Source organism: Rhodococcus sp. EPR-147 (assembly GCF_001647185.1).
Taxonomy (GTDB): domain Bacteria; phylum Actinomycetota; class Actinomycetes; order Mycobacteriales; family Mycobacteriaceae; genus Rhodococcoides.
On record NZ_LVCU01000532.1, the window covers coordinates 1 to 26,051 of the forward strand.

At 65.6% G+C, this 26,051-nt stretch carries 19 protein-coding genes; 16 read left to right on the top strand and 3 right to left on the bottom strand.

Translation table 11 applies throughout. The features are described 5' to 3' along the window. Positions 1–90: 90 nt before the first annotated feature. A complete protein-coding gene (gene msrA / locus A2J02_RS23370; protein ID WP_068054290.1) occupies positions 91–603 on the bottom strand; it encodes a peptide-methionine (S)-S-oxide reductase MsrA in 513 nt (170 codons plus the stop codon). 57 nt (positions 604–660) lie between these two features. Beyond that, positions 661–1,692 carry an NADP-dependent oxidoreductase gene (locus A2J02_RS23375; RefSeq protein WP_068054293.1) on the bottom strand — a complete coding sequence of 344 codons (1,032 nt, stop codon included), beginning with the start codon at positions 1,690–1,692 and terminating at the stop codon, positions 661–663. A 75-nt stretch (positions 1,693–1,767) separates the two neighbouring features. Here A2J02_RS23375 and A2J02_RS23380 point away from each other — a divergent pair, with 75 nt between their 5' ends. Continuing rightward, entirely contained in the window at positions 1,768–2,604 is an 837-nt protein-coding gene (locus A2J02_RS23380; protein WP_068054295.1) for a Cof-type HAD-IIB family hydrolase, read from the top strand. A gap of 81 nt (positions 2,605–2,685) precedes the next feature. Here the strand turns inward: A2J02_RS23380 and A2J02_RS23385 are convergent, their stop codons facing one another. Then, positions 2,686–4,932 carry an N-acetylmuramoyl-L-alanine amidase gene (locus A2J02_RS23385; protein ID WP_068054299.1) on the bottom strand — a complete coding sequence of 749 codons (2,247 nt, stop codon included), beginning with the start codon at positions 4,930–4,932 and terminating at the stop codon, positions 2,686–2,688. Positions 4,933–5,112: 180 nt separating this feature from the next. Here A2J02_RS23385 and cobM point away from each other — a divergent pair, with 180 nt between their 5' ends. The 15 genes from cobM to A2J02_RS23465 form a co-directional block, all read left to right on the top strand. Then, a complete protein-coding gene (gene cobM, locus A2J02_RS23390) occupies positions 5,113–5,856 on the top strand; it encodes a precorrin-4 C(11)-methyltransferase (protein WP_068054302.1) in 744 nt (247 codons plus the stop codon). Beyond that, the gene (gene cobF / locus A2J02_RS23395) at positions 5,853–6,602 is read left to right on the top strand and encodes a precorrin-6A synthase (deacetylating) (RefSeq protein WP_068054339.1); all 750 of its coding nucleotides are present in this window, start codon (positions 5,853–5,855) and stop codon (positions 6,600–6,602) included. The genes cobM and cobF overlap by 4 nt, the downstream gene beginning before the upstream one ends. Positions 6,603–6,669: 67 nt before the next feature. Next, a complete protein-coding gene (gene glf / locus A2J02_RS23400) occupies positions 6,670–7,899 on the top strand; it encodes a UDP-galactopyranose mutase (protein ID WP_197478117.1) in 1,230 nt (409 codons plus the stop codon). Beyond that, positions 7,896–9,803, top strand: a complete 1,908-nt coding sequence (locus tag A2J02_RS23405) for a glycosyltransferase (RefSeq protein ID WP_068054308.1) — start codon at positions 7,896–7,898, stop codon at positions 9,801–9,803. The genes glf and A2J02_RS23405 overlap by 4 nt, the downstream gene beginning before the upstream one ends. After that, positions 9,781–10,317 carry a phosphatase PAP2 family protein gene (locus A2J02_RS23410; RefSeq protein ID WP_052047296.1) on the top strand — a complete coding sequence of 179 codons (537 nt, stop codon included), beginning with the start codon at positions 9,781–9,783 and terminating at the stop codon, positions 10,315–10,317. The genes A2J02_RS23405 and A2J02_RS23410 overlap by 23 nt, the downstream gene beginning before the upstream one ends. Further along, positions 10,314–11,219, top strand: a complete 906-nt coding sequence (locus tag A2J02_RS23415) for a decaprenyl-phosphate phosphoribosyltransferase (protein ID WP_068054311.1) — start codon at positions 10,314–10,316, stop codon at positions 11,217–11,219. The genes A2J02_RS23410 and A2J02_RS23415 overlap by 4 nt, the downstream gene beginning before the upstream one ends. Further along, positions 11,197–13,062: a flagellar motor control protein ZomB gene (gene zomB / locus A2J02_RS23420; RefSeq protein ID WP_068054314.1), complete on the top strand. Its 1,866-nt coding sequence runs from the start codon at positions 11,197–11,199 to the stop codon at positions 13,060–13,062. The genes A2J02_RS23415 and zomB overlap by 23 nt, the downstream gene beginning before the upstream one ends. Positions 13,063–13,281: 219 nt before the next feature. After that, on the top strand, positions 13,282–14,292 hold the full coding sequence (locus A2J02_RS23430) for an alpha/beta hydrolase (RefSeq protein ID WP_176460222.1): 1,011 nt from the start codon (positions 13,282–13,284) through the stop codon (positions 14,290–14,292). 327 nt (positions 14,293–14,619) lie between these two features. Then, the gene (locus A2J02_RS23435; RefSeq protein WP_068054320.1) at positions 14,620–15,633 is read left to right on the top strand and encodes an alpha/beta hydrolase; all 1,014 of its coding nucleotides are present in this window, start codon (positions 14,620–14,622) and stop codon (positions 15,631–15,633) included. Between the two features lie 216 nt (positions 15,634–15,849). Further along, entirely contained in the window at positions 15,850–17,751 is a 1,902-nt protein-coding gene (locus A2J02_RS23440) for an alpha/beta hydrolase-fold protein (protein ID WP_082899056.1), read from the top strand. 83 nt (positions 17,752–17,834) lie between these two features. Further along, the gene (locus tag A2J02_RS23445) at positions 17,835–18,380 is read left to right on the top strand and encodes a DUF732 domain-containing protein (RefSeq protein ID WP_068054323.1); all 546 of its coding nucleotides are present in this window, start codon (positions 17,835–17,837) and stop codon (positions 18,378–18,380) included. Between the two features lie 12 nt (positions 18,381–18,392). After that, positions 18,393–19,346 carry a cutinase family protein gene (locus A2J02_RS23450; RefSeq protein ID WP_068054327.1) on the top strand — a complete coding sequence of 318 codons (954 nt, stop codon included), beginning with the start codon at positions 18,393–18,395 and terminating at the stop codon, positions 19,344–19,346. 207 nt (positions 19,347–19,553) lie between these two features. Further along, entirely contained in the window at positions 19,554–20,552 is a 999-nt protein-coding gene (locus A2J02_RS23455) for an LLM class F420-dependent oxidoreductase (RefSeq protein ID WP_068054330.1), read from the top strand. A gap of 181 nt (positions 20,553–20,733) precedes the next feature. After that, entirely contained in the window at positions 20,734–22,632 is a 1,899-nt protein-coding gene (gene fadD32, locus A2J02_RS23460) for a long-chain-fatty-acid--AMP ligase FadD32 (protein ID WP_068054333.1), read from the top strand. Between the two features lie 43 nt (positions 22,633–22,675). Then, positions 22,676–26,051, top strand: a 3,376-nt coding sequence (locus A2J02_RS23465; protein ID WP_068054336.1) for a type I polyketide synthase, incomplete at its 3' end; no start/stop codon positions are given.

The following is a 26,051-nucleotide window of genomic DNA, read 5'->3' on the forward strand; positions in this document are numbered from 1 at the left end:
CCACATCTGTGGCTCTACCGGCCAGGACCCACTCCTGTCGGCAACCCACGCTTACATGCGGAGGGGCCCCAGCCAAGACCTCCATACCGTCTAGGCGTTGGCCCGACGCGGCAGCTTCCACTCCGGACGCACCCAGTGGCAGGTGTATCCCTCGGGGTACTTCTGCAGGTAGTCCTGGTGCTCGGGCTCGGCCTCCCAGAAATCTCCGGCCGGGGTCACCTCGGTGACGACCTTGCCGGGCCACAGTCCCGACGCGTCGACGTCGGCGATGGTGTCCTCGGCGACGCGCTTCTGCTCGTCGTTCAGGTAGAAGATCGCCGAGCGGTAGCTGGCTCCGATGTCGTTGCCCTGACGGTTCTTGGTGGTGGGGTCGTGGATCTGGAAGAAGAACTCCAGCAGATCGCGGTATGTCGTCTGGGTGGGGTCGTAGACGACCTCGAGGCCCTCGGCGTGATTGCCGTGGTTGCGGTACGTCGCGTTGGGGACCTCGCCGCCGGTGTAGCCGACGCGGGTCGAGATCACTCCAGGGAGCTTGCGGACGAGCTCTTCGGCTCCCCAGAAGCATCCTCCGGCGAGAATGGCGGTTTCGGTGGCTGCAGACATCGTTGCTCTCCTAGTTCTTTATCGGTCGATACGTGGGGTTCAACGAACGAGGCGGCGTCATAATTCCGAGTCGTGGGTGCGTTCACCGACCTCGAGAACCAGCTTGCCGGTGTTCGCCCCGTCGAACAGCAGGTTCAGGGTCGATCCGAAAGCGGGGATGCCGCCGATCTCGATCTGCTCGCGTGCGGTCATCTTGCCGCTGGTGAGCAGTTCGGACAGCGCGTCGATGCCCTCCTGGTAGCGATCGAGGTAGTCGAAGATGATGAACCCCGTCATCGATGCCCGATTGATCAGTAGCGACAGGTAATGCGCCGGGCCGGGCTGCGGGTCCGTCGCGTTGTAGCCGGAGATGGCTCCGCACAACACCACTCGCGCTCCCTTGCGCAGTCGGGAGAGTGCCGCGTCGAGAATTTCGCCGCCGACGTTGTCGAAATACACGTCGATGCCCTTGGGCGCAGCCGCCTTCAGGCCCTTGTACACCGACTCGTTCTTGTAATCGATCGCCGCGTCGAAGCCCAGTTCTTCGGTGAGCCACGCGCACTTCTCGGGTCCACCGGCAATGCCGATCACAGTGGCTCCCTTGGCTTTCGCGATCTGCCCCGCGATACTGCCCACGGCACCGGCGGCTCCGGAGATCACCACGGTATCGCCTTCGGCGAGCTTGCCGACGTCCATCAGACCGAAATAGGCCGTGAGCCCGGGGAATCCGAGTGCCCCGAGCCAGGTGGGAGCAGGCGCGATGGATTCGTCGACCTTCTGCACCCCCGTGCCGTCCGACAGGGCATGCTCGGTGACGCCGAACGAACCCGAAACGATCTCTCCGACTGCATAATCGGGATGGTGGGATTCCAGCACCCGGCCCACGGCGTGCGCCCGCATCACCTCGCCGATGCCGACGGGCGGCACGTACGAGCGCGCATCGTTGAGCCAGCCGCGCATGGCCGGGTCGAGAGAGACGTAGTCGACGGTGACGACGAATTCTCCGTCACCGGGGGTGGGAATCGGTTCCTCGGTGAGGTTCCACGTCGATTCGTCGGGACGTCCCACCGGGCGCTGGGCCAGCCGGATCTGACGGTTCACAGATGTCATCTACCGTTCCTTCCACATCGAAGACGTGCATGTCGAAAACAGGGCACTTCGACACTAGGGCAGAATGACGTCACGATGACCAACGCGCCGAACACCACCCGCCTCGCCCCCCGACTCGTCGCAAGCGACGTCGACGGCACCTTGCTCGACCAGCACGAACGTGTCACCGAGCGCACCAAGCGCGCCGTCTCGGCCGTCGTGGCCGACGGAGTTCCGTTCGTGCTGTCCACCGGCAGGCCGCCGCGGTGGATCCACCCCGTCGTCGATCAGCTGGGATACGCGCCGATGTCGGTGTGCGCCAACGGTGCGGTGATCTACGACGCCGCCAACGATCGCGTGCTCAGCGCCGAGACGCTGTCGGTCGAGACGCTGCAGTGGTTGGCCGACGTCGCGTATCGCGCGCTGCCCGGCTGCGGACTGGCCGCCGAGCGAGTGGGCCGGACGGCGCACGACTCGGCGACGCCGCAGTTCGTCAGCTCCCCGGGATACGAACACGCCTGGCTGAACCCGGACAACGTCGAGATGACCGAGGACGACGTGGTCGACGTTCCGGCCGTCAAGCTGCTGATCCGGTTGTCCGGCTCCACCAGCGGACACATGGCCGACATCCTGTCCCCGCTGATTTCAGGTCGAGCAGACCTGACGTTCTCCACCGACAACGGACTCATCGAGCTGTCGGCACCGGGCATCACCAAGGCATCGGGCCTGGCCAAGGTCGCCGAGACGCTGTCGGTGGACGTGCAGGACATCGTGGCCTTCGGCGATATGCCCAACGACGTGCCGATGCTGTCGATGGTGGGCCTGGGCGTCGCGATGGGCAACGCGCATCCCGCTGCCGTCGCGGCGGCGAACGAAGTGACCGTCACCAACGCAGAGGACGGAGTGGCACAGGTTCTCGAACGTTGGTGGTGACCCTCAGGTCTCCCGGCATATCCGAACACGAAACAAGGGCCGAGTCACCACGGTGACTCGGCCCTTGTCGACTGTCGGAACTCAGCCCGCGGGTGCGGGCTCCGGTGCGGGAGCAGGCTCAGGTGCAGGAGCCGGTTCCACCGGTGCTGCGACGGGGTTCTGCATCTCCGCGTTGTAGGTGTCGTTGTACGTCTTGATCACCGTGGTGACGATTCCGGTGAGCTCGTTGAAGATCAGCGAACCGTTCTCGAAGTCGGTACGGAAGCCCTCCGGCACCCGGAACTCGTCCGTGATCGGCAGGCCGAGGATGCCGTCGACGCCACCCTGCTGCACGTACTGCTGGAAGATCTTGCCGATGACGGCCACGGCCTGACCGGCCATGTTGGTGATGATCTCGCCGTTGGCGAACTGCGCCTTCTCACGGCCGCCGCTCACCTGCACCAGACCGCTCACCGGAACGCCGAGCGAGCCGGTTTCTCCGCCCGAAGCCAACCATTTCTGTGCGACGGGACTGGTGGCCGCCAGTCGCTGCAGTTCGGCGACCAGAGCCGGGATGTTCTCGCCCAGAGTGGAACTGGCGTCGGTGCCCGGGCGTGACGGTGCCGGGTCGGTCACCGCGGTGTCGGGTGCGGTATCGGGAGCGTCGGGTGATGCCGGAGTGGCATCTCCGCCGCCGAGATTTGCCGCAGCGATGTCGCGGATCTCCCCGAGTCGTGCGTACCCGGCGTCACCGGGGCATTCGGTGTTGCCGACGTCGCGGTGACCGAAGATCACCGGGAGGTCGACGCTCTGGCCGCGGCCCACGAACGTGAAATCCGTTCCCTCCGAGGTCATCGTGGTGGTGCCCTTCGGGTCGAGACCGGCCTTGCCGAGTCGCCATCCGAGGAACTTGCCGACCGAATCGATGGTCTCCTGCGAGGGATCCTCGTTGGAGTAGTCGCCCATCATGGCGATGCCCATCGTGTTCTCGTTGAACCCGCCCGAGTGTGCGCCCTGGACCGGCTTGTCCAAGCCGCCCGCGCGGCCCTCGAAGATCTGGCCGTACTTGTCGACGAGGACGTTGTAGCCGATGTCGCACCAGCCGAGTGTCTGCGCGTGGTACGCGTAGATGGCGCGGACGATCTCGGCCGATTCGGACTTGGAGTAGTCGTTGCTGCCTGCGGTGTGGTGCACGGTGGCACCGCCGAGGAAGTCGTCGACAGTCGGTGTGGCGCAACGGATCGACTCGTCGGCACCCCACTGAGCGCGGGTGATGACCTTGGGACCTGCGTCACCGGCGACGGGCGTGGCGATGTCGTTCAATGCCGAGTCGACCGGCGACGTGCCGGGGGTGATGAGCACGGCACTGATGTCATCGACCGCAGCAGCCAACTGATCCGCCGTGCCTTCCGGCGCGGCCTCGGGCTGGGCGGGATCTGCTGCAGGTGCCTCGACTGCAGGAGCCTCGACTGCAGGTGCCGGCGCCGCGGGATCGACCGGTGCCGGATCCTGTTGACGCAGAGGCGTGCTCGACGACGCCGGGGTGTAACCCAACGGCTGTTCCGCAGCAGCGGGTGCCTCGGCCGGAGCGTCCGCAGCAGGCAGCTCGACGACCGGAACCTCGGGAACCGGTGCAGTCGCGAAGCTTTCGGGAGCTGCACTGCTCGTCAGTGGCGTCAGCAACACCTGCACGGCGTTGGTCAGTCCGACGAAGATCGGCTCGGTGCCCTGCTTTTCCGCAGCGGGAACGGCGTCGCTCGCAGTGGTATCCACCGGCGCAGTCTCGAGCCACGGGCCCCAGGATCCGTCCTCTAGCTGGCGGCGAACCTGAGCGGTCGCACCGTCGAGCTGCTCGGAGGTCAGGGCCACCATGCTGAAGGGAGTGTCCTGCTTGATCTCCTTGACGGCGGCACCGAGCGGCGGGCCGGTCGGATCGGCAGCTTCCGGATTCACGGGCAGGGGACTGACCGGCGCGGATGCATCGACCCGGGGAACGGGTGCCTGTGCTGTCGCGTTGCCCGGCGCGGGCGTGGTCAGGCCCGGGATGTCGGGGATCTCGATCGGCGGAATCACGATGGAATCCGGCAGCGGTAGGTACTTCAGATCGGAGAGCCGCAGATCCGGCAACGGCAGTCCGGTGAGTTCCTGCAACGGAATGACGATGTCCGGTGCGGAACTCAGCGCGGTCTCGACGATCTTGGTCGGCACGGTGACCGGGGTTGTCTCGTTGGCCGGTCGAACTCCGGTTGTCGTGCTGTCGGTGAGGCCTGCGACCGCAAAGGGGGTTGCGACGGCCAGTAGTGCGACAGCACCGAGAACGATCGACGGCTTCGTTCGACGGTTCGGCAAGGCGGTACTCCCTGGTTGTTGGTAGGTACGCGTCGTAGGATCCAGCTACTGAACAACATGAATCACATCAGCAACATGAGTCCCATCAGACACAAGGCTAAACCTTAGCTTGACAGTTAGCCATCGGCGGGAAGTTCGAGCGGCGCGGCGCGTCGGACGTGTCCTCTACGCTTTCGAGCTGTGACTGTGCACTTCATCGGAGCCGGACCAGGTGCTGCCGACCTGCTCACGCTGCGGGCCGTCGAGTTTCTGCGGTCGAGCCCGGTCTGCGTCTACGCCGGTACCTACATCGACGACGCGATCCTCGAACATTGCTCTGCAGGCACCCGACTGGTCGACACCGCAAAACTCGACCTCAACGCCATCACGGACGAGCTGGTCGCCGCCCACGAGCGCGGGGAGGACGTCGCGCGCCTGTGCTCGGGCGACCCGTCCCTCTACTCCGCGTTGGCGGAGATGTCCGCTCGACTCGACGCCGCAGGCGTGCCCTGGGACGTCACCCCTGGCGTTCCGGCCTACGCGGCCGCAGCCGCCGCATTGGGCGTCGAGCTGACGGTTCCGGAAGTGACGCAGTCGGTGGTGCTCACGCGCGCACAGGCCCGCTCGACGGCGATGCCCGATACCGAGGCGCTGAAGAACTTCGCCGCCACCAGGGCGACGCTCGCGCTGCACCTGGCGATCACCCGCACCCGCATCATCGCCGACGAACTGACCGAGTTCTACGGTCCCGAGTGCCCCGCCACGGTCGTATTCCACGCCAGCAAGCCGGACGAGCTGATCCTGCGCGGCACTTTGGCCGACATCGCCGACCAGGTCGAGGCCGCCGACCTGCGACAGGCGGCGGTGATTCTGGTGGGGCCAGCCCTGGCTCGACGCGTCGTCACCGAATCCCACCTGTACGACGCGTGCCGGGACCGCTCGTGAGAATCCATTTGATCGGCATCGGCGGTGGCCACCCGGATCAGGTGACCGTCCAGGCCGTCGAGAAACTGCGGGCCGTCGACGTGTTCGTCGTCGCGGACAAGGGTGCATCCGTCGGAGATCTCGCAACAGCCAGGCAGGAGATCCTCGAACGCCACCACTGCGGCAGCTACCGGGTGATCGAGGTGCCCGACCCGCCACGCGACCGATCGCCCCGGCAGTACGAGACCGCTGTCCTCGATTGGCACGACGCCCGCGCCCGCGCCTACGCCGATGTGCTCGACGGTCTCGACGACAGCACCGTCGTCGGATTCCTCGTCTGGGGAGACCCCGCGCTCTACGACAGCACGATCCGCGTCGTCGAGCGGCTGGCCGCGTTGCGCGGCGACATCGAGTTCGATGTCACACCCGGCATCTCCAGCGTGTCGATGCTGGCGGCGAGTCACCGCCTCGTGCTCAACCGCATCGGCGGGCCGATCGTCATCACCACCGGCCGCAACCTGGCAGGCGATGTCGCCACCGGCCTCGACAACCTCGTGGTCATGCTCGACGGCAATCTGGCCTGCAGCGCGCTGACCGGCGCAGGGTGGGGCATCCACTGGGGTGCCAACCTGGGGACGGCGGACGAGAAGCTGGTGGCGGGTCCGCTCGACGACGTGCTGGGCGAGATCCGCCGCGCCCGCGAGGAGGTCAAGTCCCGGCACGGCTGGGTGATGGACACCTACCTGCTTCGACGCCTGCCCGGTTGACCTCCGACCGGCCGACCGACGCCTGGCGGGGCAGAGCGGTCACGATCGTCGGATACCCTGGTTGCCCGTGACTGCTGTAAGCCCCGAGACCACCTCTTCCGACGCCTCCGTGACCGGCCGATACGACCTCATCGTCGTCGGATCCGGGTTCTTCGGACTGACCGTGGCGGAGCGGGCGGCGTCCCAGTTGGGCAAGCGTGTCCTCGTGCTGGATCGGCGGCACCACCTGGGCGGCAACGCGTACTCCGAGGCCGAGCCCGAGACGGGTATCGAGATCCACAAGTACGGCGCGCATCTGTTCCACACCTCGAACAAGCGGGTCTGGGACTACGTCAACCAGTTCACCGACTTCACGAGCTACCAGCACCGTGTCTTCGCCCTGCACAAGGGCCAGTCGTATCAGTTCCCGATGGGCCTGGGCCTGATCTCGCAGTTCTTCGGCAAGTACTTCTCGCCTGCGGAGGCGCGGGCACTCATCGAAGAGCAGTCCGACGAGTTCGACTCGAAGGACGCGCAGAACTTCGAGGAGAAGGCGATCTCGTTGATCGGGCGCCCGCTGTACGAGGCGTTCATCAAGGATTACACCGCCAAGCAGTGGCAGACCGATCCGAAGAATCTGCCCGCGGGCAACATCACCCGGCTGCCGGTGCGGTACACGTTCGACAACCGCTACTTCAACGACACCTACGAGGGTCTGCCGGTCGACGGCTACACCGCGTGGCTCGAGAAGATGGCCGCCGACGAGAAGATCGAGGTCCGGCTGAACACGGACTGGTTCGACGTCAAGGCCGAGCTCGTGGCCGAGAGCCCCGACGCTCCCATCGTCTACACCGGCCCACTGGACCGTTACTTCGACTACTCCGAGGGCGAACTGGGCTGGCGGACAATCGATTTCGAGACCGAGGTACTCCCGACGGGTGACTTCCAGGGCACCCCGGTGATGAACTACAACGACGGTGACGTGCCGTTCATCCGGATCCACGAGTTCCGTCACTTCCACCCCGAGCGCCAGTACCCGACCGACAAGACGGTCATCATGCGCGAGTTCTCCCGCTTCGCCGAGAGCGGCGACGAGCCGTACTACCCGATCAACACTCCCGACGATCGGCAGAAGCTCGAGGCCTACCGCGACCGCGCCAAGGCCGAAGCCGCCGCGAGCGGAGTGCTGTTCGGTGGCCGACTCGGCACCTACCAGTACCTGGACATGCACATGGCCATCGCGAGCGCGTTGAACATGTACGAGAACACCCTGGCTCCGCACTTCGAGACCGGTGCACCCCTGGCAGGCGACAAGTGACCGCCAAGCACCTCCTCGAGGACGGCATCGCCGACGCCGCGCCGGTTCTCGGCAAGTCACTGCTGCAGCGGGTGTTGCTGCCGCGCTCCGGTGAACCGCTCGACGTGCGCACGCTGTACCTCGAAGAGGCGCTCACCAACGCCAAACGGGCACACTCGCTCTCGCGGACCTCGGTCACGATCGGCTCCGAGTCCGAGGTGTCGTTCTGTACCTATTTCAACGCGTTCCCGGCGAGCTACTGGCGGCGCTACAGCGTCCTGAAGTCCGTGGTGCTGCGCGTCGAGGTCTCCGGACACTGCCGAATCGACGTCTACCGGTCCAAGGCCGATGCGTCGCGCATCCACGTCGAGGGCCGTGAAGCCGTGGACGGCGATGCGGCGCAAGAGTTTCTGATCGATCTCGGTCCGTTCGAGGACGGCGGCTGGATCTGGTTCGACATCACCTCCGATTCCGAGGTGGTTCTCGAGAGTGCGGGCTGGTACGCGCCGATCGAGGCTCCCGGTGAGGCCACCGTTGCCGTCGGTATCCCCACGTTCAACCGTCCGGCCGACGCAGTCAAAGCCCTTGTGGCCCTTGGCTCGGATCCGTTGGTGCTCGACGTGATCCAAGCCGTCATCATGCCGGATCAGGGCACCCGCAAGGCCAAGGACGAGCCAGGGTTCGACGAGGCGGCAGCAGCCCTCGGCGGCCGACTCGCCATCCACGATCAGGCCAACCTCGGCGGGTCCGGCGGATACAGCCGCATCATGTACGAGGCACTGAACAACACCTCGTGCCAACACATTCTGTTCATGGACGACGACATCGAGATCGAGCCCGACTCGATCCTGCGGGCGCTGGCGATGTCGCGATTCGCCAAGGTCCCCACGCTCGTCGGTGGCCAGATGCTCAACCTGCAGGCGCGCAGCCACCTGCACGTCATGGGCGAAGTGATCGATCGCGGCAACTTCATGTGGACCGGCGCACAGAACGTGGAGTACGACCACGACTTTTCCGAGGACCCGCTGCGCACCAGCAAACTGCTGCACCGCCGCATCGACGTCGACTACAACGGCTGGTGGATGTGCATGATCCCCCGCGTCGTCGCCGAGGAACTGGGGCAGCCACTGCCGCTGTTCATCAAGTGGGACGACGCCGAATACGGGTTGCGCGCACGGGAAGCCGGCTACCCGACGGTGACACTGCCGGGCGCGGCCATCTGGCACATGGCGTGGAGCGACAAGGACGACGCCATCGACTGGCAGGCGTACTTCCATCTGCGCAACCGCCTCGTGGTCGCATCGCTGCACATGCCGGGCGACGGCAAGGGCCTGGTGCTCGACACGATCAAGGCCACGGTCAAGCATCTGCTGTGCCTCGAATACTCGACGGTCGCCATTCAGAACCTCGCGATCCGCGACTTCTTGGCCGGCCCCGAGCACATCCTCGAGATCCTCCCCACCGCGCTGCCGACCGTGCACGCACTGCGCAAGGAATTTCCCGACGCCGTCGTCGTGGGCAGTTCCACGGAGCTGCCCCTCGCGTCCGGTGAGGAGGTGGGAGCCGTCGGGCTGCCGACCAACCCGCTCGCCAAGATCAGCCGATTGGCAAAAGGCTTGCTGCACAACGCAAAGCCTGCGCACACTCAGCATCACGACCGCCCACAGCTCAACGTCCCGACTCTCGACGCGCGCTGGTTCCTGCTCTCCCAGGTCGACGGCGTCACCGTCACCACCGCCGACGGCCGGGGCGTCGTCTACCGCAAGCGAGACCGCGCTCAGGCCGCGGCGTTGCTCAAGGAAGCACTGTCGCTGCGCAAGCAGTTGGCGGCCGAATTCCCCGCCCTCAAGGCTCGGTATCGCGATGCCGTGCCGCACCTGACCAGTAAGGAAACGTGGGAACGTGTCTTTCGTTACCAGGCGTAAGGGCCAGACCGAGGCCCCGACGGAAGTCAGGATCCTCGAGAAGGTGCAGAGCACCGTCGGCAGTGCACCGGGCGCGATCACCGTCGCCCGCGGCATGTCGCACTTCGGCGAACACGCACTCGGCTGGGTCGCGATCGCCGGTATCGGTGCTGCGCTGGACAAGCCGCGTCGGCGTCAGTGGGCCTCGGTGGCAGTCGGGGCAGTGGGCTCCCACGCCGCGTCGATCGTCATCAAGCGAATCGTGCGCCGGCCACGTCCCCACGATCCGGCCGTGCGCATCAACGTCTCGACGCCCAGCAAGCTGAGCTTTCCGTCCTCGCATGCGACATCCACCACAGCCGCCGCGGTTCTCCTCGGCCGGGTGACCGGGCTACCGTTACCGGCGGTCCTCGTCCCACCCATGCTGCTCTCGCGCTTGGTGCTCGGAGTCCACTACCCCACCGATGTGCTGGCAGGATCTGCACTCGGCGCGTTGACGGCTGCGGCCGTCGTGAAGTTCGAAGGAGACAAATGAGCGAGGATGCCGCACCCGTAGGCGCGCCGCCGAAGAACCTGGCGGACGGCATCGTCAAGGCGCTTCGTCCGCGTCAGTGGGTCAAGAACGTCCTGGTGCTCGCTGCACCGCTGGCGGCGGGCTCGGTCACCGACCCCGACGTGCTGCTGTCCGTCGCGCTCGCGTTCGTCGTGTTCTGCTTCGCCGCGTCCGGGGTCTACCTCGTCAACGACGCCCTCGATGTCGAGGCCGACCGCGCACACCCCACCAAGCGGTTCCGGCCGATCGCCGCGGGCGTGCTGCCCGTCAACATCGCCTACGCGATGGCCGTGGTGTCCTTCGCCCTCGCCATCGGTCTGTCGTTCCTCGCGAACTGGAAGCTGGCGCTGGTCATCGGCGTCTACATCGTGATCCAGCTGGCGTACTGCTTCGGTCTCAAGCACCAGGCCGTGCTCGACATCTGCATCGTGTCCTCGGGCTTCCTGTTGCGCGCGATCGCCGGTGGCGTCGCCGCGTCGATCCCGCTGTCGCAGTGGTTCCTGCTGATCATGGCGTTCGGATCGCTCTTCATGGCTGCCGGCAAGCGCTACGCCGAGCTGCAGCTCGCCGAACGCACCGGAGCGAAGATCCGCAAATCGCTCGAGAACTACACCACCACATACCTGCGATTCGTCTGGACGCTGTCGGCAACGGCCGTCGTCATCTGTTACGGCCTGTGGGCGTTCCAGGAAGACGCGGGCACGGACGCCAACTGGTTCGCGATCTCGATGATTCCGTTTACCATCGCAATCCTGCGATACGCAGTGGATGTCGATGGCGGCGAGGCAGGCGAACCCGAAGAGATCGCGTTGGGAGACAGGGTTCTCCAGCTACTCGCCATAGCGTGGATCGGAGTGGTTGGTGTCGCTGTCTACCTCGCCTGACCAGCGAGACGCGCGAGAAGAGAAGTCCGCTCGGGCATCGATCACCCGGCCCTTCTTCTGGATCGGGACCGTGGTCACCGGGGCGTTGTTCCTCTGGGGTGCGTGGGAGCGCCGCTGGATCGCCGACGACGGGCTGATCGTGCTGCGCACCGTCCGCAACCTGCTGGCCGGCAACGGACCGGTGTTCAACGCGGGCGAACGAGTCGAGACCAACACCAGCACCATCTGGACGTACCTCGTCTACGCAGGCAGTTGGCTGAGCGAGGGACGCCTCGAGTACGTCGTCCTGACGATCGCGCTCGTGCTGTCCACGGCCGCCGTCGTCATCGCGATGATCGGCACGTTCGCGCTGCGAGGACGTACCGCATCGAAGACCCTGTTCCTGCCCGCAGGCGTCCTGGTCTACATCGCGGTTCCTCCTGCCCGCGACTTCGCGACGTCCGGCCTCGAGACCTGCCTGGTCATCTTCTGGCTGGCGATGCTGTGGCTGCTGATGGTTCGCTGGGGCCAGCGCCGGAGCGGTGGCGCCGAGCTGCTGCTGCTGGCGTTCTTCGCCGGCCTCGGCCCGCTGGTGCGTCCGGAACTGTCCATCGTGGCGGTGCTCGCGCTGGCGATGATCTTCCTGGCCCCGCAGAGTTGGTCGTCCAGGCTCCGAGTGTTCGTTTTCGCCGGAGCCGTGCCGGTGCTCTACCAGATCTGGCGCATGGGCTACTACGGCCTGCCGTACCCCAACACCGCGGTGTCGAAGGATGCCGGCGGAGCCAAGTGGTCGCAGGGGTTCGAGTACCTGTCCAACCTCGTGGGCCCGTACCTGCTGTGGCTGCCACTCCTACTGCTCGTCGTCGGTGCCGTTCTGTCGGCCTCCCGAGTGCGGTTGTCCCTGCCCCGCACCGTCGGCGGCTGGCTCGCAGCGCTACGGACGCCGACCGCCGTGGTCGTCTTCGTATTGATCAGTGGCCTTCTGCTGGCTTTGTACGCGATTCGCGTCGGCGGCGATTTCATGCACGGCCGCACATTGTTGCCGGCATTGTTCACGCTTTTGTTGCCGATTTCGGTGCTGCCGGTCGCCCTTCCGAAACGATGGTCTGCAGACCGCGCCACCGCGATATTCTTCGCCGATCTTTTCGTCTGGGGCGGCATCGTGGTCTGGGCCGTCGTGGCTGCCAATACGACGGGTATGCCGCAGGGTTCGATCGTCGGCCGCAGTGGCATCGTCGACGAGCGGGCGTTCTACTCGCTCAACACCGGGCACGCCCACCCGATCCTGGCCGCGGACTACCTCGACTACCCGCGGATGCGCGGGATGGTCGAGGCGATCGAGGACACTCCGGACGGCGGCCTGCTGTTGCCGTCGGCGCAGTTCACGTACTGGGATGTCGTTCCCCCACCACTCCCCATCCCGGAAGGTGGCTTCGGTCACACCGTCTTCTTCCTGAACCTCGGAATGACCAGCATGAACGTCGGCCTCGACGTGCGGGTCATCGACCAGATGGGACTGGCGTACCCGTTGGCGTCGCACACCGAGCGGCTCGAGAACGGCCGGATCGGACACGACAAGAATCTCTATCCGGACTGGGTGGTGGCCGATCTCGGCCTCGTCGCCGTTCATCCGTACCTGCCCTGGTACATGGACGAGGACTGGGTCACCGAGGCTCAGGTTGCGCTGACCTGCCCCGACACCCAGGAACTGCTCACCTCGTATCGAGCGCCGTTGACGAAGGATTTGTTCGTCCGGAATGTCAAGCGTTCGCTCTTCTACGCCGGATATCGGTTCGATCGGGTGCCGAAGTACGAAATACAACGATGTGATCTTCCGGCTCCGATATTGAAGGCGGACAATTAGGTGTCCGAACACGAAAAGGTCACCGGGTTGCGCCGAATTGGTGTCGACGCCAAGATGAGCTATCTCGATCATGTAACGGGGGTCGTCCTTCGCGCGATAAGTGCGGAGGATGTGTATGCGTCCGACCTGTGTGGTCGGGCGGCAGACATGATGGACTTGCGAGATCAAGCGTTGATTGCGTAACCGATGTGACGACGAAGCAGCTGAGAGGTCGAGTGCATGCTGGGTAGAAGGAAGAGCCGGTCCGAGGACAAGCGGGGTGGGTCCTGGGGACGCCGCGCCGCCACGTCCATGCTGATGGCAGTGGTCCTACCACTGGGATTGGCTGTAGCCGGCGGTGGCGCGACTGCAAACGCGGCCTTCGACGGCAATGCCATCGACGTGTGGACGGACTCGTCGATGGGTCCGATCAAGAGCCGCGTCTGGCGCGCCGCGGACGGTAACACCGACCGCGTCGTCTACCTCCTCGACGGGCTGCGGGCCACCACCGACATCTCCGGTTGGGAGCACGAGACCGACGCCGGTGCCGTACTGGCCGGATACAACATCAACGTCGTCCAGCCGGTCGGCGGACAGTCGAGCTTCTACTCCGACTGGTACGCACCGTCGAACTTCAACGGCCAACAGACCACGTACAAGTGGGAGACCTTCCTGACGCAGAACCTGCGTGAGAACCTGCGCGCCAACTGGGGCTTCAACCCCAACCGCAACGGCGTCATCGGTATCTCCATGGGCGGATCGGCAGCTCTGACGCTCGCCGCCTACCACCCGGACCAGTTCAGCTACGCGGGCTCGCTGTCCGGCTACCTGAACATCTCTGCTCCCGGCATGCGTGAAGCGATGCGTCTGGCGTTGCTCGACTCCGGTCGCTACAACATCGACGCGATGTGGGGACCGCCGTGGGATCCGGCGTGGCTGCGCAACGACCCGTTCGTCTTCGCGCCTCGTCTGCGCGACAACGGAACCCGCGTATGGGTGTTCGCAGGTAGCGGTCTGCCCGGCGGACTCGATCGCCCGCAGAGCTTCATCGACTACTACAACACCGCCAACGGCATGGGCCTCGAGGCCATCGCGTTGGCGAACAGCCGGGCGTTCCAGATCCGGATGGCAAGCATCGGCGCCAACAACGTCACGTACGCGTTCCCGGCCGTCGGTACCCACCAGTGGGGTTACTGGGGCGAGCAGATCCGCATCATGGCACCGGACCTGAGCGCCAACATCGGTGGCTGACCAGCCGCACTTCGTTTCGGTCGTTTCGCCCGCTTTTCGGCCCTTCGTGAAACTTCACGACTTTTCAGGCCTGTTCAGCGGGGGCCGGGCAGGATAGTCTCCTGTTTCAAGGAAACGTCGAGGTGAAACTGGGACGCTGATCACAGTTTTGCCTTGGAACCGCTCGATGGAATAACCTCCATCGAGCGGTTCGCCTGTTTTCACAGCAGAACCTCAGTTTTTCGGGACCACATCGTCCCTGGCCTCGAGGGGCCACCCAGAAAGCCCTGTTCGATTGCCGGGGGCCGCATGTCGCGGAGACCGCGTAGATGAGAGAGAGCACGATTCATGCGATTTGCCGGCCTCAGCAGAACCCCGAAGGCGTCTTCACGCTGGCGTCAGCGCCTGCTCGGCGTCGGTGCTGCCGCGCTCGTCCTTCCCATCGCAGCCGGTGTCGTCGGTGGAGCGGTCGCTGTTGCAGCGCCTGCTCCCGTCGTGCACCAAACGCCCGCCGGTGGCCGTGAGGACCTGATCGTTCCGTCCGAGATGGGCCCCATCAAGGTTCAGGTCCAATGGGCGGCCCGCGGTGGCAACGCTGCTCTCTACCTGCTCGACGGACTGCGCGCACGCGACGACCGCAACGCCTGGACGTTCGAGACCAACGCGCAGGATCAGTTCGCCAACGACAACGTGACCCTGGTCATGCCCGTCGGCGGTCAGTCGAGCTTCTACAGCGACTGGTACACCTCGTCGAACTTCAACGGCCAGGAAGTCACCTACAAGTGGGAGACCTTCCTGACCCAGGAGCTGCCCGCGTTCCTCGAGAACTACGGCGTCTCGCGCAGCAACAACGGTGTACTCGGACTGTCCATGGGTGGCTCGGCCGCTCTGACGCTCGCCGCCTACCACCGCGATCAGTTCAAGTTCGCCGGTTCGCTCTCGGGCTACCTCAACATCTCCGCGCCCGGCATGCGTGAGGCCATCCGCGTCGCCATGCTCGATGCCGGACGCTTCAACGTCGACTCCATGTGGGGACCGCCCTGGAACCCGGCGTGGCTGCGTAACGACCCGTTCGTCTTCGCACCGAGGCTCGAGGGCATGTCCCTGTACATCTCGGCCGCCAGTGGTCTGCCCGGCGAGTTCGATCGACCGGCCGCGCCGATCGATTTCTACAACACCGCCAACGGCATGGCGCTCGAGGCCCTCTCGCTCGCCAACACCCGTGCATTCCAGATCCGCATGAACACTCTCGGCATCCCGGCCACCTACAGCTTCCCGTCCAACGGCATTCACGCATGGCCGTACTGGGGAGCCGAGCTGTGGAAGGCTCGCGGCCAGATCCTGGAAGCCCTGAACGCCTGACGTTCACCATCGTCATGTTCTCCGGAAGTGCCGCCCGCGTCCCTACGCCGGGCGGCATTTCTGTTCCAGCGGATCGTTAGCGGCACCTCTGTTCACAATTGCACCACCAGTCACAGCGCGTCTGCTTCTCGTCGGCAGCGGGCACGTGTAGAAAGACATACGAAGCATGTCTCGATAGGAGACCTTCGAATGTCACGTCGAAAGAGAGTCACCATCATGCGCACTGAGCTTGTTCGGTTCGGTCGGACTACATCGGCCGGTACACGGGCTCGGCGAGCGGCAGCAGCATTGACCGTCGCTTCCGCGCTGATGATCCCCTTCGCGACGACGACCGTTGCCTCCGCGGCCCCCGTCGCCAGCACGGCCCCTGTTGCACTGGCCGGCCCCGCCTACACACAGACATCCGGTGCCACCGTCACTTCGGTGGACTGGCTCTCCGATCGTCGCGTCGCGCTGTGGATCCAGTCGCCCTCGATGGGAACGCCCATCCAGGTTCAGCTACTGCTCGCGCGTGACTGGAACATCAACCCTCAGGCGACGTTCCCGCAGGTGTACATGCTCGACGGCCTGCGCGCGACCGACCAGGAGAACGGCTGGACGGCCGAGACCGACGCCGAGTCGTACTTCGCCGACAAGAACGTCAACGTGGTCCTGCCCATCGGCGGCCAGTCCAGCTTCTACTCCGACTGGGTCGATCAGGACAACGGCAAGAACTACCAGTGGGAGACGTTCCTGACCGAGGAGCTCCCGCCGATTCTCGAGCGCGACTGGCGCAGCACCGACAACCGCGGCGTCGTCGGACTGTCGATGGGCGGCACGTCCGCGATGTTCCTGGCCGCGCGCAACCCCGGCTTTTTCAAGTTCGCCGGATCGCTCTCGGGCATCCTGAGCACCACCTCGCTGGGTATGCCGCAGGCTATTCAGTACGCGATGACCGACGCCGGTGGGTTCAACTCCAGCGCTATGTGGGGACCGCCGTCGAACTCGCTGTGGGCTCAGCACGATCCGTACGTGCTGGCCGACAAGCTCGAAGGTGTCAGTCTCTACATCTCGAGCGGCAACGGTTCGGCCGGACCCTACGATCAGCCGTCGCCCATTCCTGGTGTGAGCACCAACTACGCAGGCATGGGTCTCGAGATTCTGTCGCGACTGACCTCGCAGACGTTCGCCACCAAGCTCAACCAGCTCGGCATCCCCGCTCAGGTCAACTACCGGCCGTCGGGCACGCACTCGTGGCCGTACTGGCAGTTCGAGTTGCATCAGCTGTGGCCGCAGCTCGCCACCGCGCTCGGCGTCGAGGTGGACAAGCCCGCATGCAGCGCCGCCGGACTGATCGGCAACGCGAGCGGTGCCAATTCGTGGCTCGGCCCGTGCTTGACCGCCGAATACAACGTGGCAGGCGGACGCGCACAGGACTTCACCTTCGGTCGGGTCTTCTTCACCCCCGACACCGGTGCGCAGGTCGTCGCCGGTGCCATCGGTGGCATCTATCAGGGCAACAGGGGCCCCGAGGGTGCTCTCGGCTTCCCGACGACCGGCGAGATCGGAACCCCCGACGGTCGCGGACGGTTCAACGCCTTCCAGAACGGCATGGTCTACTTCACGCCGCAGACCGGCGCGCACGCGGTCAAGGGTGCCGTGCTCGACGAGTGGGCCGCCCAGGGTTACGAGGGCGGACCGCTCGGCTACCCGGTGCTCGACGAGGTGGAAACGCCGACCAAGCCCGGATCGGTGCAGGGCTTCGAGATCGGTGCCATCTACACCTCGCCCGAGGCCGGTGTGCACTCGGTGCAGGGCATGATTCTGGGCAAGTACGGCGAATTGGGTTGGGAGGGTGGACCTCTCGGGTTCCCCAAGTCCAACGAGCTCGGTCCGATCAGGGACGGCGGACGCTTCAACCAGTTCGAGACGGGCAACATCTACTGGAGCCCTCTGAGCGGTGCCTGGTCCACTCCGTACGGTCCGATCTTCGACGCGTGGGGATCGGTCGGCTACGAGGGCGGCCGGCTCGGCTACCCCACCAGCGATCAGTTCGACATCGACGGTGGCGGCAAGCAGCAGAACTTCCAGTTCGGCATCATCACGCTGAAGGACGGCGTTGCCACGATCGCGCCGTAGAACCTGCCGACAGCAGCTCAGAGTCCTCACAGAGCGCGGCGGTACTCTCGCCTGCGAACCCGACGACCGAAGGATTTCGATCGATGACGCGTAATTCCCTCACCAGGACTCTGTCGCTCGGTGTGTTCGCCGTTGCGGCGAGTTCGATGCTGGTGGCCTGCGGGAGTGACGACTCGACGGCGACCGGAGCTCCGACGAGCACCACCTCGGCCGTCGAGACGACGACCGAGGCGAGTTCGACGACGTCGGCTGCAGAGACCACCACCGCTGCGCCGACCACGAGTCCGGGGGAGGCGGCCACCGCGCCGCCCGAGCAGCCTCAGCCCGTCCCGGACGATTTCCCGGGGCCCACGGAAAGTCAGATCGACGACCGCGGTCAGAGTTTCCTGGACGAGTTGAGGAAGCAGGGCGTCACCCCGGCGGGCAACGGCGACATCGCGGTCTCGACGGCCAACTACATCTGTGCCGCGCAGGCGCAGGGCGTCACGGCCGAGGAGATCTCGACCTTCGTCACGGCGAACGTCGGCGTCGAGGCCAGCGCCTCCGGAACCCAGATGAGCGAGACGCAGGCTCAGCAGGCGGCTCAGACCTACATCGCCGCCGCGCAGGCGACGTACTGCAGGCCGTAGAGATCCACGGTGATGGCCAAGCGTAAGCGCAGAATTCTTCCGGTGATCGCCGTTGCGGCGATCATCGGTCTGATCATCGTCGTCCTCTGGTACCTGTTTGCCGGAAGGCTGCCGAAGGAACCGGGAATTCCGGTGCCTCCGGGCCCCGAGGAGCCGACGTCGCAGCCGGCCGATTGCCCCGACGTTCAGGTCATCGCCATCCCCGGTACCTGGGAGTCGTCTGCCACCGACGATCCGTACAACCCGACGGCCAATCCGGTGTCGTTGATGCTCAACGTCACTCGCCCGTTGCAGGAGCAGTTCCCCGGCTCGCGAGCGGACGTCTACACCGTGCCGTACGTGGCGCAGTTCTCGAATCCCATCGCGCTGCCGCCGGACGGCCAGGAGTCCTACAACAACAGCCGCACCCAGGGCAAAGCCGTCGCCGTGCAGAAGATGACCGATGTCAGCGCGCGTTGCCCGTTGACCAATTTCGTCCTCGCCGGCTTCTCTCAGGGCGCGGTCATCTCCGGCGACATCGCAGCGGACATCGGAGCGGGCAACGGTCCCATTTCCGCCGATCGTGTTCTCGGCGTCACCCTCATCGCCGATGGCCGACGCGACGGCGTCTCCGGCACCGATGTTCCGGCCCCGCTCGACGGCGTCGGTGCCGAGGTTGCGCTCGGAGGACTCGACCTGCCCGGTATCACGATGACGGGGCGTCGGGAAGGTGGCTTCGGTGCTCTCGACGACCGGACCAATCAGATCTGTGCTCCCGGCGATCTGATCTGCTCGTCGCCGTCGGATGGATTGTCGCTCCGCAACATTCCGCAGAGCATCCAGATTCTGATCGGTGCTGCAGGCAACCCCGTTCATGCGTCGTACAACAGTTTCGTCGTCGACGAATCCGGTACGACGGCTACTCAGTGGACCGCTTCGTGGGCCGCCGGACTGATCGAGAACGCCCCGACGCCCCCGCATTCGTGAGCGCTGACGCTTTTATAACGGAAACGTCACAACGCGACGTGTGGCGATCTATTGCCGGGCACAAACCTGGGTCGGGAAACCCCCAGCCGGTGTGATCGACTCGGGCCAGCGGCTAGAGTGGCGCCTTGGACCTGCGCAGATCGGCCCCGGCCGGGCTGCTCTCGCCACCCGAAACAAGACCGCTCCACACTCCGAGGAGAGCAATAGATGAGTTCCGCCGAGGCCGCGACCGCAGGGCCGCGTAAATTCCGATTCGCTGCGGGCGGAGAGGGAAACGCCGAGGAGGGCGGGGCTCGGAAGTTCATCAAGCTGGCGCAGCAGGCCGAGGAACTGGGCTACGACAGCTTCATGATTCCCGATCACCTGGGCAACCAGGTCGGTCCCATCGCAGCACTCGGCGCGCTCGCCGTCGCCACCGACAAGATTCGGCTCGGCACCGCTGTGTTGGCCAACGGCTTCCGGCATCCCGCGGTGCTGGCCAAGGACGCGGCCACCATCGATGTGCTGTCGGGCGGGCGGCTCGAACTCGGTCTCGGCGCAGGTTGGATGCGTGAGGAGTACGACAAGGCGGGCATCACGTACGACCGCCCGGGCGTGCGCATCGAGAAGTTGGAAGAGACGCTCGAAATTCTCGACGTGCTGCTGCGCGGTCAGGAATGCAATTTCGAGGGCAAGCACTACACGATCACCGGTCTCAAGGGCAGTCCTCGGCCGCGGCAGGGACCGCGTCCTCCGATCTGCATCGGCGGTGGCGGTCCGAAGATGCTCGCGTTGGCGGCCAAGTATGCCGACATCATCTCCGTGGTGCCGAGCACCTCGAAGGAGGGCAAGCTGTTGCTCTCGGGCATGACCATCGAGAAGACCCTCGAGCGAGTCGAGCTCATTCGCGCGGCCGCAGGCGATCGGTTCGACGACATCGAACTGAACTGGGCCATCACCACGATCGTGGTCACCGACGACCGTGAACAGATGGCCGAGATGGCGCTGGCGGCACTCGACAACGGCTATCCGCCGAACGTGGACGTCGACGTCAAGCTCACCGTCGAGGACATCCTGTCGTCTCCGTACCTCGCATTCGGGACATACGAGGAAATTGCCGATCAGATCCGTAACGTTCGCGCGCGGACGACGATGTCCTATGTCGGGGTTTTCCCTACTCAAATGGAAGCATTCGCGCCGGTTGTCGACTTGCTGAAAGGCGAGTGACGCAGGCGCGTGTCGGTACCATGTAGCTGGCCTTTCAAACCAGGTGCCAAACCGACACCGTAAGAGCTACTAGTCAGTAACATAAAACGCTGTTCGGTGTCTGCATGCACGCAGCCGGTGGTGCGGGCCCAGGTCACGCAGGCTGTGTGGCAGCGGATTCGTGTCGGAGGAGATTGAAGTAATGAGCCACACGTTCGATGATTTCATCGATGAGAACGGCCACATCACCATCGGGGAAGGGCAGACGCTCGTCCGCCACGTCGAGGTGAACGTGCAGGAGAATTCCGACACGCTCGCGTACCGGTTCGTCGACTACTCCCGGGAACGTGACGGCGAGGCTCACGAGCTGACCTGGGCCGAGTTCGGTACTCGCCTCAAAGCGGTCGCGGCTCGCCTGCAGCAGGTCACCCAGCCCGGTGATCGAGTGGCGATCCTGGCACCGCAGGGCCTCGAGTACGTCATCGCCTTCTTCGGTGCGATCTACGCGGGCACCATCGCGGTGCCGCTGTTCGATCCCGACGAGCCGGGCCACACCGACCGCCTGCATGCCGTCCTCGGTGACTGCAAGCCGAGCGCCATCCTCACCGCGAGCAACTCGGCCGCAGGCGTGCGCGCGTTCTTCCGCGCCCTGCCCGCCGCGGAGCGTCCCCGGATCATCGCCGTCGACGCCGTCCCGGACAGCGTCGGTGAGACATGGGTCGAGCCCAAAGCCGGGCTCGACGACATTGCGTATCTGCAGTACACCTCCGGCTCGACGCGGACGCCGGCCGGCGTCGAGATCACGCACCGCGCAGTGGGCGTCAACGCGCTGCAGATGGTCGACAGCATGGAGATCAACCACGACTCCCGCGGCGTCACCTGGCTGCCGATGTTCCACGACATGGGCCTGCTGACCGTCATCCTCCCGGCGCTCGGCGGCAAGTACATCACCATCATGAGCCCGCGCGCCTTCGTGCAGCGGCCCTGGCGCTGGATCAAGGAACTCGCAGCTGTCTCCGACGGCGCAGGCACCTTCGCGGCAGCACCGAACTTCGCGTTCGAGCATGCCGCCCAGCGTGGATTGCCGAAGAACGGCGAGAGCCTCGACCTGTCCAACGTCATCGGTCTGATCAACGGCAGTGAGCCCGTCACCACGTCGTCGATGAAGAAGTTCAACGAGGCGTTCGGCCCCTACGGACTGCCCAAGTCCGCGATCAAGCCGTCCTACGGCATGGCGGAGGCGACCCTGTTCGTCTCGACCAGCAAGCACGCCGACGAGGCCAAGGTCGTCTACGTCGACCGCGTCGAGCTCAACGCAGGCAACTTCGTCGTCGTCGCCCCCGACGCCCCCGGTGCCATCCCGCAGGTGTCCACCGGAACCGTCGCACGCAGCCAGTGGGCAGCCATCGTCGACTCCGAGACCGCCACCGAGGTTGCCGACGAGCACGTCGGCGAGATCTGGTTGCACGGCGAGAACATCGGCAAGGGCTACTGGGGCCGCGAGACCGAGACCACGGAGACCTTCCACAACAAGCTCGTCCACCGGAACTCCGAGGGCTCGCACGCAGAGGGCGCTCCCGAGGGTGGCAATTGGATGCGTACCGGCGACTTCGGCGTCTACCACGACGGCGAGCTCTACATCACCGGTCGCGTCAAGGACCTCGTCATCGTCGACGGCCGCAATCACTACCCGCAGGACCTCGAGTTCTCGGCTCAGGAAGCCAGCAAGGCGCTGCGTCCCGGCTTCGTCGCGGCCTTCGCCGTACCGCTCAACCAGCTCCCGGACATCGTGTTCGAGTTCAGCGGCGCAGCCCTGACCAAGGACTCCGACGACAGCTCCGAGCAGCTCGTCATCGTCGCCGAGCGTGCACCCGGCTCGGGCAAGGCAGACCCGGCTCCGATCGCCGACGAGGTGCGTACCGCGGTATCGGCACGGCACGGGGTCACCGTGCGCGACGTCCTGCTCGTCCCGGCCGGTTCCATTCCGCGTACGTCCAGCGGCAAGATCGCTCGACGCGCCTGCAAGGCCGCGTACATCGAGGGCACGCTGCGCGGCGGTTACCAGCAGACGGCCTTCCCGGATGCAGAACTGCCCGACTGACGGACGCATCCTCCGTTCTTCCTCCGATACGACTTGGTGAGTAATGGCTGAACAAGAGACAGACAAAATCGAGCGCGTGGACGGCGGAGACCTCACGGTTGCGCAGCTGCGGGACTGGCTGCGCAACTGGGTTGCGGACGCGACCGGGCAGCCGGCGTCGGCCATCTCCGACGACCGCCCGATGGAGGAATTCGGTCTGTCCTCTCGCGATGCCGTCGCACTGAGCGGCGAGATCGAGGAGCTGGTGGGGGTCACGCTGACCGCCACCGTCGTCTATCAGCACCCCACCATCGCGTCGCTGGCCAAGATCATCATCGAAGGCGAGCCGGACGAGCCCGTCGGCACCGTGGACGACGCGTTCTACACCAGCGGCGGACAGTCGGGCGATGCGCACGACGTCGCGATCGTCGGCCTGTCCTCCCGCTTCCCGGGCACCGGACACACTCCGGAAGAGATGTGGTCGCTGCTGATCGAGGGCCGCGACGGCATCACCGATCTGCCCGACGGCCGCTGGCAGGAATTCACCTCCGATCCCGTCATCGCTGCCGCGGTGGCCGCGACGGTGACCAAGGGCGGTTACCTCGACGACGTCAAGACCTTCGACGCCGAGTTCTTCGCGATGTCGCCCAACGAGGTCGTCAACGTCGATCCGCAGCAGCGGCTCGCGCTGGAACTGACCTGGGAAGCGTTGGAGCACGCGCACATTCCGGCCAGCTCGATCAAGGGCAGCCAGGTGGGCGTCTTCATCGGCAGCTCCTCCAACGACTACCAGCTCATCGCCGTCAGCGACCCGGCCGTGCACCCGTATGCCCTCACCGGCACGTCCACCGCCATCGTCGCCAACCGAGTGTCGTACTTCTACGACTTCCGCGGGCCGTCGATCGCCGTCGACACCGCGTGCTCGTCGTCGCTCGTCGCCGTGCACCAGGCGGTGCGCAGTCTGCGTACCGGAGAATCCGATCTTGCCGTCGCCGGTGGCGTCAACATGCTGCTCGCACCGCCCATCACCGTCGGATTCGGTCAGACGGGTGTGCTCGCGCCCGACGGCCGGATCAAGGCCTTCTCCTCCGACGCGAACGGCATGATCCGCTCCGAAGGCGGCGGACTCGTCGTGCTCAAGCGACTCGAAGACGCCGAGCGCGACGGTGATCAGGTGCTTGCCGTCATCGCCGGCTCCGCGATCAACCAGGACGGCCGCTCCAACGGTCTGCTGGCACCGAACCCGGACGCACAGGCCGACGCGCTGCGGTTCGCCTACCGCGACGCCGGTATCAACCCGTCGGGCGTGGACTACATCGAAGCGCACGGCACCGGAACCATTCTGGGCGATCCGATCGAGGCCGACGCTCTCGGTCGTGTGGTCGGCCGTGGTCGCGACGCCGACAAGCCTGCCCTGCTGGGATCGGCGAAGACCAACTTCGGACACCTCGAATCGGCCGCAGGCGCAGCAGGTTTGATCAAGGTCGTCCTGGCGATGCAGCAGAACAAGCTGCCTGCGTCGCTGAACTACGTGGGCCCCAACCCGTACATCGACTTCGACAAGGCGCACCTGAAGGTGATCCCGGAGGCCACCGACTGGCCGCGGTACACCGGCAAGGCCGTCGCAGGCGTCTCCGGCTTCGGATTCGGTGGCACCAACGCGCACGTCGTCGTCCGCGAGTACGTCCCGGGCGAGACCGCAGACGCATTCGATCCGGCGGCTGTGGATCCGGAAGCCGTTCTCGTCGAGGGCCTCACCGATGTGGCCGGTGAGGAACTGCCGATCGTCGCCGAGCCCGAACCCGTCGTGTCGGAGGTCGAGACCACGGATCCGGTGGCCGAGGCCGAGACCGTACTGTCCGACGCTGAAACAGGTTCGGAGACAGTGATTCTCGCTGTGTCCGCGGCCCTGCCCTCGCGTCGTAAGCGGGCCGCATCGGAACTGGCCGACTGGCTCGAAACCGAAGAGGGCAGCACGACGCCTCTCGTCGACGTGGGCCGCACGTTGGCTCGCCGCAACCACGGGCGTTCGCGCGCAGTGGTTCTGGCGTCGACCACAGCCGAGGCCATCGCCGGATTGCGCGCCATCGCCGCAGGCAAGCCGGGCCCCGGTGTGTTCTCGGCAGATTCGCCCGCGTCCAACGGGGCGGTGTGGGTGTTCTCCGGCTTCGGTTCGCAGCACCGCAAGATGGCGTCGCGGCTCTACCGCACCAACGCGGTGTTCGCCGCCGAGGTCGACAAGGTCGACGAACTGCTCGTCGACGAGGCGGGTTACTCCATCCGCGAGATCATCCTCGACGACTCGCAGACCTACGAGTTCGAGAATTCCCAGGTCGCCATCTTCGTCATCCAGATCGCCTTGGCGGCAACGCTTCGCGCACACGGTGCCGAGCCGGCGGCCGTCATCGGACACTCGATGGGCGAGGTAGCGGCCGCATACGTTGCCGGTGGCCTGAACCTCGAAGACGCGGTGCGCATCATCTACGCCCGTTCGCGCCTGCTGGCCGAGGGCCAGGAAGGACTCGGAGCCGCATCGCAGGGTGCCATGGCTCTCGTCGAGTACACCCCCGACGAGGTCAAGACCCTCACCGATCAATTCCCCAACGTCGAACCCTGCGTCTACGCAGCACCGACGCACACCACCGTCGGAGGACCACGCGCCGAGGTCGAGGCCCTCGTCGAAATGGCCGAGGCCGCAGGCAAGATGGCCCGCCTGCTCGACGTCAAGGGTGCCGGACACACCGCGGCAGTGGATGTCCTGCTCGGTGAGTTGGCCGCCGAACTCGCCGGAATCGAACCCGGCAAACTCACTGCCGGGGTCTACTCGTCGGTCGATCGCGAGGCCCACTATCGCGTCGGGCATGCGGCTATTCACGGCGTCGAGTACTGGACCAAGGGAATGCGTCATCCGGTCTGGTTCACTCAGGCCGTCAATGTCGCTGTGGGAGACGGTCACACGACGTTCGTCGAGCTTGCTCCCAACCCTGTCGCGCTGATGTCGGTCGCCGCCACGGCCTGGGCTGCAGGCGTCGCCGATTCGACTCTGATCCCGACGCTCAAGCGCAAGGAGGACGAGTCCGAGACCTTCCTCTCCGCGCTGGCGCAGCTCTACGTCCACGGGCACGCCCTGGAACTGGCCACGCTGTTCGAGTCCGGCCCGTACGCGCCGATACCGCGTACCGCGTACCTGCGCAAGGAGTTCTGGCTGAACTCGCAGGTCAGCTCCAGCGGCAACGCGCGAGTTCCAGGTGCCCGAGTCGCCTTGCCGGATGGCCGCCACGTCTGGGAAGTTCAGGCCTCGGCCGTCACCTCGTTCGATGCATTGGTCACGGCCGCTGCATCGCAGGTGTTCTCCGATGTGGCCCTGGGCGTTTCGGTGTCTCACGCTGCAGTGCCGAAGGTGGGCACTGTCGTCACCACGTTGACCTCGCATCTCGGTG